At 27.4% G+C, this 7,039-nt stretch carries 9 protein-coding genes and 1 tRNA gene; 7 read left to right on the top strand and 3 right to left on the bottom strand.

Translation table 11 applies throughout. The features are described 5' to 3' along the window. Positions 1–37 precede the first annotated feature (37 nt). From B3603_RS21270 to B3603_RS21260, 3 genes are all read left to right on the top strand, one after another. Positions 38–113: transfer RNA gene (locus B3603_RS21270), tRNA-Lys, on the top strand. Between the two features lie 271 nt (positions 114–384). Further along, entirely contained in the window at positions 385–885 is a 501-nt protein-coding gene (locus tag B3603_RS21265; RefSeq protein WP_291568737.1) for a sigma-70 family RNA polymerase sigma factor, read from the top strand. Continuing rightward, positions 872–1,894 carry an anti sigma factor C-terminal domain-containing protein gene (locus B3603_RS21260; protein ID WP_291568734.1) on the top strand — a complete coding sequence of 341 codons (1,023 nt, stop codon included), beginning with the start codon at positions 872–874 and terminating at the stop codon, positions 1,892–1,894. The genes B3603_RS21265 and B3603_RS21260 overlap by 14 nt, the downstream gene beginning before the upstream one ends. Positions 1,895–1,966: 72 nt before the next feature. Here B3603_RS21260 and B3603_RS21255 read toward each other — a convergent pair whose 3' ends face one another. Beyond that, entirely contained in the window at positions 1,967–2,677 is a 711-nt protein-coding gene (locus B3603_RS21255; protein ID WP_291568733.1) for a hypothetical protein, read from the bottom strand. Positions 2,678–2,881: 204 nt separating this feature from the next. Here B3603_RS21255 and sfsA point away from each other — a divergent pair, with 204 nt between their 5' ends. Together sfsA and B3603_RS21245 are read left to right on the top strand one after the other, a co-directional pair. Further along, positions 2,882–3,574, top strand: a complete 693-nt coding sequence (gene sfsA, locus B3603_RS21250) for a DNA/RNA nuclease SfsA (RefSeq protein WP_291568731.1) — start codon at positions 2,882–2,884, stop codon at positions 3,572–3,574. Positions 3,575–3,650: 76 nt separating this feature from the next. After that, a complete protein-coding gene (locus B3603_RS21245; RefSeq protein ID WP_291568729.1) occupies positions 3,651–4,181 on the top strand; it encodes an NAD(+) diphosphatase in 531 nt (176 codons plus the stop codon). Positions 4,182–4,386: 205 nt separating this feature from the next. On the opposite strand, the gene B3603_RS21240 is transcribed toward B3603_RS21245, so the two are convergent. Continuing rightward, positions 4,387–4,728 (bottom strand): hypothetical protein, encoded by a 342-nt coding sequence (locus B3603_RS21240; RefSeq protein ID WP_291568727.1) that lies wholly within the window; start codon positions 4,726–4,728, stop codon positions 4,387–4,389. Then, complete coding sequence (locus B3603_RS21235) at positions 4,728–5,984, bottom strand: DUF1576 domain-containing protein (RefSeq protein WP_291568725.1); 1,257 nt, start codon at positions 5,982–5,984, stop codon at positions 4,728–4,730. The genes B3603_RS21240 and B3603_RS21235 overlap by 1 nt, the downstream gene beginning before the upstream one ends. A gap of 162 nt (positions 5,985–6,146) precedes the next feature. On the opposite strand from B3603_RS21235, the gene B3603_RS21230 reads away from it, so the two are divergent. Further along, positions 6,147–6,830: a hydrolase gene (locus B3603_RS21230; RefSeq protein ID WP_291568723.1), complete on the top strand. Its 684-nt coding sequence runs from the start codon at positions 6,147–6,149 to the stop codon at positions 6,828–6,830. Between the two features lie 18 nt (positions 6,831–6,848). Then, complete coding sequence (locus B3603_RS21225; protein WP_291568721.1) at positions 6,849–7,016, top strand: hypothetical protein; 168 nt, start codon at positions 6,849–6,851, stop codon at positions 7,014–7,016. Positions 7,017–7,039 lie beyond the last annotated feature (23 nt).

The following is a 7,039-nucleotide window of genomic DNA, read 5'->3' as shown; positions in this document are numbered from 1 at the left end:
CAGGTAGTGTTAGCTAAGAAAACTTAGCTAACAATATGGTTCACTAGCTCAGTCGGTAGAGCACATGACTTTTAATCATGGTGTCCGGGGTTCGATCCCCCGGTGAGCCACCAGTCCTTAGTACACGATGTACTAAGGATTTTTTTATTGTAATTAATAGAGATATAATAATAGATATGCTCAATATTAATCAAATATATAGAGCTTTATTGATAGTAATAAAAGAAGCAACTTTAATAAGATGCTTCTTTTATTTATTATGTATAAAGATAATAAAGTATTTTAAAATATATTGTTTACTTTTTATATAATTAATCGTTATATATATGAAGGTACAGTTAAAATTACTTAATACAGTAAAATATTTGTATATGGGAGAATTAAATGAATGATGGATTGATAGATAAATTGTTCAAAGATGATATAAAAATAATATATAAGTATCTTTTAAAAATAGGTTGTAGTCATCATGATGCTGAGGATATTATACAAGATACCATGTGTAAAACTATAGAGTATATTAATGTTATTGATATAAATAACATTAGTTCATGGCTATTTAAAGTAGCTTTAAATAAATATTATGACTTATACAGAAAAAAATCCAAATATCCTTCTGTAAATATAGATGATAAAAATTTTATAACTTCTATTTTTAGTGAATTTAGTACTCAATGTAATGATCAAATAGATATAGAATCTATATTAAATAAATTAAATCCAACCTATAGAAATTTATTGATACTTAAATATGATATTGGATTATCCTATAAGGATATATCTAAAATTTTAGATATGAGTGAAGATAAAATAAGAACATATCTTTATAGAGCTAGAAAAAGTTTTAAAATGGAATATGGAGGGAAAGGTAGTGGAGAAAGATAATAAAAATATAAATGAAGAATTAGCATCTAATATTGAAAAAGAAAATATAGAAGATATATTCAGTGATAAAAAAATCAAAAGATCTATTAGGATAACAAAAATAAAGTCATTATTTAAAATAGTATTTGTATTTTTTGTTTGTTTAATAACTACTTATTTTGCAAATAATTATTATTTGGAGTATTTAGAAAATAAAATTGTAGAACAAAATATCTATTATTTAGATATTTCATCACCAAATGTTATACGTAATGGCACTGGCTATCAGGTGGGATTCTTTTCAGGACATGCCATCTCTGGATATGATAAATACATAAATGGAGTACGTGTAAGTTTAGGAGGCATTGAATATAATTATGGGTTTTTAAATAGTGATAATGGCAAGATTGAACCAACTGTAGATATTTTACCTAAGGCTCCCCAAAATTATGAGGATATTGAAGAAGAAACAATATATAATGGTTTAGGTCATAGATTAATGAAGTTTTACCATCCAAAAGTTAGCTTTAAAAAGTATAATAATGATTTAAATTTATTAGATGAATTAGAAGACAGTAAAAGCATAGAAATGGCATTGTCTTTTGATAGAGATTATTCAGTCAGCGAGGTTCAAAAATTGATTGCTGAAGACATAGATTTAGCATGGTATTGGGTAGATACATTTAATAAAGAGGACATAATTGAAATGAATGATACTACTAATTTAGAGAAAGTATTACTAGAGACCTCTGATAGCATGATCGGATTTATGGAAAGAGATTCATCAAATAGTCGATATGAAAAGCCTGAGGAAAGGTTTATTTTGGATTTAGGATGTTTAGATAAAAAACATAAAGATAAATGCAAAAATATATTTGAAATATTAGAAGATAATAATGGGAAAATAGATTCAAAAAAAATTAGAATAATAGGGGTAGTAGTTACTGGGGATAAAAAATCTTTATCCACACTTAGGGATAAACCGTGGATAAAAGCATCAAGTTTTGGTGTAATTGTGGATAAATTTTAAAATTTAAAGAAAGATATTTTTAGATAATAATAAAATATAAAGCAATAAAAAAGCGTGATTATTAGTCACGCTTTACTCTATTTTAAACAATTCTTTTGTAAAGTCAAAACAAGGAGTTTGACTGTCCCCAAAACTAGGTAAAGTTCTTGTGAAATTAGTAAGACCTAAACCTTCAGTATAAGTTTTAATTTCTCTGTAAGTATTATTTCCAAAACCTTCAATGTTATTAACTGTAGTTTCCGTCTCTATTATCTTTTTACCTTCTTCATTTTCACCTATATTTATTATCTTAGTAGATGCGGTATATTCTTTAGATTTATAATTAAAGTTTTCAATCCAAGTATTATCTACAGCTAAAGGTGATACAAGAATTTTACTATCCTTAATTATAGATTGAGAATGCATATCATTAGGGTTCTCAATAATTTGTCTTACAGAGGTACCATCAAGGATATAACTAAGTTTTATATTTAACTTTGACTCATCTAGACCCTCATCACTCATAGGAATTACTTTACCAGATATGTTAACTATAGTTTCATTATCATTACTTTCTGTACTATTTACGCTTATCTCTTCTACGTATTCTAGACTTCCACTATAATATAAAGTAGTATTTTCTTGTAATTTAAAAAATTTATATAATACTTTATCCTTAGCATGGGAAATGTTTTCGCCATAAGCTACTTTAAGAACATTTTTCTTAAAAAACACAAAGGTTAGTATTGATATAACAAAGAGAATTAATATAGCAATAATAACTTTTTTATTGCAGCTTTTCATAATACATTCCTCCATATATTTTTCGAGCATAATGTTTTATAATCTTATTATATACAAATAGCTAATTTTATAAGTTACAAATAAATTATATATTTATTACATATTTGTTACAAATAAAATTTATATGTTACATATTTTACATTAATATTACAATATTAATATAGATAGAATCTAAATAAAATGAAAGTTTGTGGAGATGGCAATATGAAAATTAATAATAATATACTAAAAGTTGAGTTTATAAGAAGACCAAATAGATTTCAAGGATATGTTATCATAGATGGTAAAGAAGAGTTAGTACATGTACCTAATACAGGAAGATGTAAGGAGATATTGATTCCAGGGTGCACTGTGGTATTAAGAGAGGAAAATGCACCTACTAGAAAAACAAGGTATGACCTTATTGCAGGATATAAAGGAGATAAGCTTATAAATATAGACTCACATATTCCCAATAAAGTAGTAGAGGAAGCACTAAAATTGGGAAATATACCTTCTTTAAAAAAGTATAATATCATAAATAGAGAAAAAACTTTTGGAAATAGTAGGTTTGATTTTAAATTAAGTAATGATAATGGGGACGAATATTATTTAGAAGTAAAGGGAGTGACTCTTGAAGAAGATAAAAAAACTATGTTTCCTGATGCTCCTACAGAGAGAGGGAGAAAGCATTTATTAGAATTAGTAGATGTAAAACATACAGGAAGAGGAGCAGGGGTTCTATTTTTAGTTCAAATGAATGATATTGAAAGCTTTTCTCCTCATGATAAAATGGATAAAGAGTTTGGCGAAGCATTAAGATATGCCAAATCAAAGGGAGTAGATATTTTTGCTTATGAATGTGAAGTTGGAGATGACTTTATAACTTTAAGTAAAGAGGTTAAGGTTATACTATAATTTAAAAGCTTAAAAATGATAAACTAAGAGTAATAAGTTTAAATTTAAGAAGTAAGGGTAAGAAAGAGGAGATTTTATGATTTATAATTATTGTCCTATTTGTGGAAATAAGCTTATTGAAAGAAGTAGTTGGGATGAAGGAACAGTACCATATTGTGAAAATGATGATATGTTTTTCTTTAATACACCTAAGCCTTGTGTAGTAGTAGCAGTAGTAAAAGATACAGAAATACTTCTTTTAAAGCAAAGTTATATATTTAAAAATTCTAAGGTTTTGGTATCAGGGTATGTTACAAATGGAGAAACAGTAGAGGAGACTGTTTATAGGGAAGTTAAAGAGGAAACAGGAATTACCATAGGAAACATTAAATATTTAGGAAGCCAATGCATAGAAGATAAAGACTTATTAATGCTTACTTTTGTAGCAAAATATGAAGATGGAGAAATAAATAAGTCTTCAGAAGTAGAATGGGTAGGTTGGCATGATTTAGATATAGCTCTTTGTGAAATGGTAGAGGATAAAGTAGGAAAAAATGTAGTTAAACATATATTAGATGAACTTAAAATAGAAAGTAAAGCATGCACATACAATTGGCGATCTAATTAAGAGTTAACAATCTAAATCCTTTTCAGCTAGTATTAAAAGTTTTATATAAAAGATTAGAGCAAGAGATCTTTAAAATTTATTTTTGATATAAGAATTTTTAAGTTATTTGAAGAAATGGTTTTAAATTTCGTAAAATAATCGTTATGTTGAATTATAGAATAAAGCTTCTTAGCATAGTTAAGAAGCTTTTTAAGTTATTAATTACTTAAGTTAATCTCACTAATTCAATTTTAAGCTCATTATTATTATATTCTATATTAACATCATCTGTCATCATTCCTACTAATGCAAGTTCACAATCAGTATCATCATCTCCATTTAAATTCCAATAATATTCTTCCATTTCAGGTCTTCTTGGGGTAGATAAGGATGATTTAATTTCATTAAAGATATTCTTTGGTAAATTATTTATATGTGCTTTTATAAAAATAGTAGTTTTTTTCTCTTCTCTTTTTAAATTTAAATCTATATTATGACCACCATGATTAAGACAAAACATCATAATTTCATCTACTATTTTCATATTCCTTTGATTAATATGTTTCATTAGTTTTCTTGCTCCTTTCTGAATGCAGTTATTAGTGGCACTAATATCATAGCTACAAAACCAGCAGCGAAACCATTATGATATAAATTCATTCCACCATGAAGATATCCTATATTCATTACCATACATATATGTAAAAAACCAGATAAAACTCCATAGTACCATCCAAAATGTCCTCCAATAGGACACAAAGTAGTACTAAATAGTATACCTAAAACCATACCTGGTGAAGTTATATCCCATACATTTAATAGTGCAGAAATAGTTGCACCTATTATAACTGGAAATATATTTTTTAAATGCTTTCCAAAAGCTCCGAATCCTGCTACTGTAAATATACCTGAAACAGTTGCACCATTTAAATCTCCTCCAATAGCCATTACAAAAGCTGTTGCAAAAATACCAAGCATACCCATATTAATAAATGTAAGACTTTTTCCAAATATAGAGTAATAATCGCTTACTAATCTTCCAGAATAATTATATAACATAAATAAATTTTTTAAACATTTTTTATCCGAAAAATATCCTATTAATATCATTGCGACAAAGAGGAATAATAGTATTAAGAATAGAAGCGTATTATTACCAGTTGACCATAAAAGTTTTTTTTCAAACTCCACTCCAAAAGCTCTAAAGATTGAGGTTAGACCTGTACCAATGAGACCGCCAGCTAATCCTACATTTGCTAGACTATAGCCTTGATGAAGTCTTAAGGTATAAGAAGCCATAGGAGCTAATATAAATCCTAAAAAAATACTTATAGATAAACTAACTATAATTGATAAATAAAAAGGTAAGAAATCTGAAAAAAATAATTCACCAACTGTTGGAGATAAGGTAGTTCCAAAGAGCATTATTACTATAAAGTTGGTAAATGGCAATTTTTGTGATTTAGAGTATAGAAATATACCTATGACTATAGGCCAGATATTTAAAATATTTTTCCCGAATAATGAAAAACCAGCAGTGGTAAATAAACCAGCTAATATAGCACCATTAGGTTCAACCTTGAGAATAAGTAATAAAATAATCAAGCTTGTTATTACTAAGGCTGAATTTATAAATGAGGCTCCAATGCCAGATAATTCAATATAATCAGTTATCAAAACGTCTGATTCAAGAATAATTTTTTTTAATCCTATCATTATATCTTTAGGGCTTTGAAGAAAAAATGCAATTATTGCTATTAATAGACAATATCCTAAAATAAAATAATAGGGAAAATATGCACTTTTTTCAATTCGTTTATACATATACTCCTCCTCATAGGCACTTAAATTTTTGTGAATATAGTATATCACAGATGAATATACAACTAATATAAATTTTAGTAAAAAATAATTGTTTAAAGTGTTATAATAATATAATATTAATTATACTAATCAGTTTAAAAATTATACGGAAAGGAGAAAAAAATGAGAAAACATGTGCCAGAATTTAAAGGATTATTAAGAAGTCATATGATTGAACTTCCTAAGGTTATTAGAGATGCAAGTGGTATTATTATTTTTGGTAAAAGATTAAAAAGTTTTGTATTTTCCACAGATGTAGCTGTTATTAAGAATACAAATGCAGATGCAGTAATTGCAGTATATCCTTTTACTCCTCAGCCGAGAATAACAGAGGCACTTCTTTTAGCATCAGATGTTCCAGTTTTTTGTGGAGTTGGAGGTGCTATTACAACGGGAAAAAGAGTAATAAACCTAGCATTAGATGCTGAATTTAAAGGTGCCATGGGGGTTGTAGTTAACTCTTCTACTCCTAATGAAGTTATTAAAAAGATGAGAGAAACAATAGATATTCCTATAATAGTGACAATTGTCTCAGAATTTGAAGATATAGAGTCACGAATAAAAGCTGGTGTTACAATATTAAATGTATCAGGTGCTAAAAGAACACCATATATAGTTAGGCAAATAAGGGAAAAATATCCAGAGTTCCCGATAATGGCAACAGGAGGACCGAATGAAAATAGTATTAGAGAAACTATTGAAGCTGGTGCCAATGCTATAACGTATACTCCACCTAATACGGGAGATATACTAAATGAAATAATGATTGCTCATAGAAATAGATATGAATCAGAACAAGAAGATTAGTTTGCGAGGAAATATTTAATGAAAGCAGATATTGTAGTTTTTAATTGTAAAAAGTGCCCAGAATATATTTCTAATGATTGTGATGGGAAAGTAAATAATTGCATGTGCAAAAATTGCCCAAGAAATTTAGCGCAGTGTATAATAACTAAGTACTGTAGAGAAACTGAATCAATTATAGAAATATAAAACTCTTTGGTAGTGGCAAATAA

The sequence above is a fragment of the Clostridium sp. UBA2485 genome (assembly GCF_002341865.1).
In the GTDB taxonomy this organism is placed as follows: domain Bacteria; phylum Bacillota; class Clostridia; order Clostridiales; family Clostridiaceae; genus Clostridium_J.
Note: the sequence above shows the minus strand (reverse complement) of the source record. Positions and strands in the feature narration are given on the sequence as shown.